This window comes from Streptomyces sp. NPDC059853 (genome assembly GCF_042731495.1).
Lineage (GTDB): Bacteria > Actinomycetota > Actinomycetes > Streptomycetales > Streptomycetaceae > Streptomyces.
Genome location: NZ_JBHWJL010000314.1, coordinates 2,939 through 5,799 on the forward strand (window position 1 = coordinate 2,939; position 2,861 = coordinate 5,799).

Consider the following 2,861-nt stretch of genomic DNA (forward strand, 5'->3'; position numbering starts at 1 on the left):
TGGCGCGGGGTGCCCGGGGCGGGCCACGCCGGGGGGGTTGCGCCCGGGGTGGTCCCGGCGGGGGCCGGGGGGGGGGCGTGGGGGTGGGGGCGCATGGGTCGGGTGTGCTCCTCAGTCGGTGGCTGCCGTGCGCTGCCGGAGGGCGGCGGCGGTGTACTGGTCGCGGGTGCAGAAGCTGAGGAGGGCCGTTTTGCCGGGCAGGGCGACGGTGGCGGCCACCTCGAAGCCCACGGCGGTGTTGAGCGCGTGGACGGGGTGGTTGCGGGCGTCGGGTTCGACGACGACGCGGTGGGTGGTCGGGTCGGCGAAGAGCAGTTCCATGACGGTGGTGATGACGGCGCGTGTGAAGCCGTGCAGGGGGGTGCCGGTGGGGGCGGTGAGGAAGTGCATGCCGACATCGCCTTCGCGGACCGGGTAGATCTCGCCGACGGGTTCGGTGGCCGGGTCGTACCGTTCGGCGAGGAAGGCGGGGTTTCCTTCGTGCAGGCCGAGGTAGGCATGGTGGGCGGGGGCCGCGGCGATGGCCTCGAAGTAGTGGCGCACTTCGTCCCGGGTGGTGTTCTGCATCAGCCAGAACGCCGATTTGGGGTGGGTGAGCCAGCGGTGCAGCAGCGGGGTGTCGGCGGCCGGGTCGACGGCGCGGACGGTGAATCGGCCGAGGCTGTCGTCGGTTCGGGTGAACAGGGCGGTGCTCATGCGGCTCCCGGGTGCGATGGGGCAACTCGGAAGTGAGGTTAGCCTAACCTAATTTTCGGGAGCAATGGGCCCTTCCTCCAGTGGCCGGACCACCAGGCCGGAGGCGGGTTTCGGGCCGAAGGACGTGGACTTGCGCGGCATCACGACGCCGGTCTCGGCCAGCACGCGCACCGTCTCCTCGGCGACCGGGCGCAGCAGGACGGCGCTGCCGCCGGTGCGTTCGGCCTGTGCGAGGGCGGACGCGGTGTCGTGCAGATAGCGGATGCGGCCGGGCTCGTCGGGGACCCGCCACACGGCGTCGAGCAGGGTGGTGTGCAGCACGGTGGCGTCCAGGGCGCGCCAGGCGGCGGGGCGGCCGGCCGGGACCGTACGGTCCAGCAGCTCCGGGTCGGGACGGTCCAGCAGGTGGAGTGTGCCCGGCTCCCGGCCGCTCAGCAGGAAGGCGGGGCCGGGGGTGGTGTCCAGGGTGCGCAGCGCCTCGTCGAGCGGGGCGGGGAGCGGGCGTACCCGGAAGGCGGCGGTGGCCCGTACCCGCTCCAGGGCCTCGTCGGCGGGCAGGTGGGGCAGGACCCGGTGGATGGCCTGGACGCGCAGGGGGTAGCGGGCGGTGTTGACCAGCAGCACCATGGCCCGGTCCCAGGGCGGGCGGCCGGCGTGTTCGTCGCGCAGCCGCAGGGAGGTGGCCCAGCGGTGGTGGCCGTCGGCGATCAGGGCCCGGTGGCGGCGCAGCGCGGTGCGCAGCCGGGCGAGGGCGGCGGGGTCGGTGACGGCCCACAGCCGGTGGGTGACGCCGTCGCCGGTGCGGGTGGCGAGCAGGGGTGCGGTGCGGGTGGCCGCGTCGATGACGTGGTCGGCGTCGTCGGGGTGCTCGGCGCGGTAGGAGAGCAGCAGGGGTTCGAGGTTGGCGGCGGTGGCGCGGGTGAGGGCGGCGCGGTCGGCGACGACCTCCGGCATGACGTCCTCGTGCGGCAGGACGGTGCCCTCCTCGGGGCCGGTCAGGGACAGCGCGCCGATGACACCGCGCTGGAGGCTGCCGGGGGCGGGGCCGCGCTGCTCGTAGACGTACAGGGCGGGCCGCGGGTCCTGGGCGAGGACGCCCTCGGCGCGCCAGCGGCGCAGGGTGCGGGCGGCGCGGCGGTGGCCCTCGGCGGGGTCGGCGGCCTGCGGGAGGATCAGCCGGACGACGTTGTGGGGGTCGGCGGTCTCCAACTCGTGGAGTCCGTCGGGGCGGACGACGACGTCGTACGGGGGTGAGGTGACGGCGGCGGGGTCGCCGACGCGGCCCGGCACGTACCGCAGTCCCCGGAAGGGTGCGAGGTCCAGTCCTTCGGGGCCGGTGCGGGCGGCGGGGGCGTCGGGAACCATCCCGGCATGCTATGCCGATTGCCCCTCTCCGGGGCAGATGGGAGGCGTTGGGTGCCGGTGGGGGATGATCGGGGGTGTTATGGCTGATGACAGGGTTGAGACGAAGGTCAGGACGAGTCCGGCGGGCAGCGGGAGCGCCCCGGCGCGGGTGTACGACACGGCGCTGCTGGACCTGGACGGGGTGGTGTACGCGGGCGGTGCGGCGGTGCCGCACGCGGTGGAGGCGCTGCGGGTGGCGCGGGAGGGCGGGATGCGGCTGGCGTACGTCACCAACAACGCCTCCCGGACGCCGGAGACGGTGGCCGCCCATCTGACGGAGCTGGGGGTGCCGGCGGAGGCGGCCGAGGTGGTGACGTCGGCGCAGGCGGTGGCGCGGCTGATCGCGGAGCGGCTGCCGGCCGGGTCGCGGGTGCTGTGCGTGGGCGGCGCGGGGCTGCGGGTGGCGCTGGCCGAGCGGGGGCTTGAGCCGGTGGCGTCGGTGGACGACGATCCGGCGGCGGTGGTGCAGGGGTACGGCGGTCCCGAACTGCCGTGGGGGGCGCTGGCGGAGGCGACGCTGGCGGTGAACCGGGGGCTGCCGTGGTTCGCGTCGAACACGGATCTCACGATCCCGAGCGGGCGGGGCATCATGCCCGGCAACGGGGCGGCGGTCGAGGTGGTGCGGATCGGGTCCGGCGGGCGGGTGGAGCCGGTGGTGGCGGGGAAGCCGCTGCCGCCGATGCACCGGGAAACGATTCTGCGGACCGGGGCCGAGCGTCCGCTGGTGGTGGGGGACCGGCTGGACACCGATATCGAGGGGG

The 2,861-nt window shown here is 75.3% G+C and carries 3 protein-coding genes; 1 reads left to right on the forward strand and 2 read right to left on the reverse strand.

Going from position 1 to position 2,861, the window contains the following annotated elements; all coding sequences use genetic code 11:
- Positions 1-111: 111 nt before the first annotated feature.
- Together ACFV5N_RS23675 and ACFV5N_RS23680 are read right to left on the reverse strand one after the other, a co-directional pair.
- Positions 112-696 (reverse strand): GNAT family N-acetyltransferase, encoded by a 585-nt coding sequence (locus ACFV5N_RS23675; protein WP_385603333.1) that lies wholly within the window; start codon positions 694-696, stop codon positions 112-114.
- A 48-nt stretch (positions 697-744) separates the two neighbouring features.
- The gene (locus tag ACFV5N_RS23680; RefSeq protein ID WP_385603336.1) at positions 745-2,061 is read right to left on the reverse strand and encodes a DUF1015 family protein; all 1,317 of its coding nucleotides are present in this window, start codon (positions 2,059-2,061) and stop codon (positions 745-747) included.
- A gap of 79 nt (positions 2,062-2,140) precedes the next feature.
- Between ACFV5N_RS23680 and ACFV5N_RS23685 the strand changes: the two genes are divergently transcribed.
- Positions 2,141-2,861: HAD hydrolase-like protein (locus ACFV5N_RS23685; protein WP_385603339.1), on the forward strand; the 721-nt coding region annotated here is incomplete at its 3' end.

Excerpts from the sequence above, each read along its gene's own strand:
- ACFV5N_RS23675 (WP_385603333.1), bottom strand. The coding sequence starts at position 696 with ATGAGCACCGCCCTGTTCACCCGAACCGACGACAGCCTCGGCCGATTC.
- ACFV5N_RS23680 (WP_385603336.1), bottom strand. The coding sequence starts at position 2,061 with ATGGTTCCCGACGCCCCCGCCGCCCGCACCGGCCCCGAAGGACTGGAC.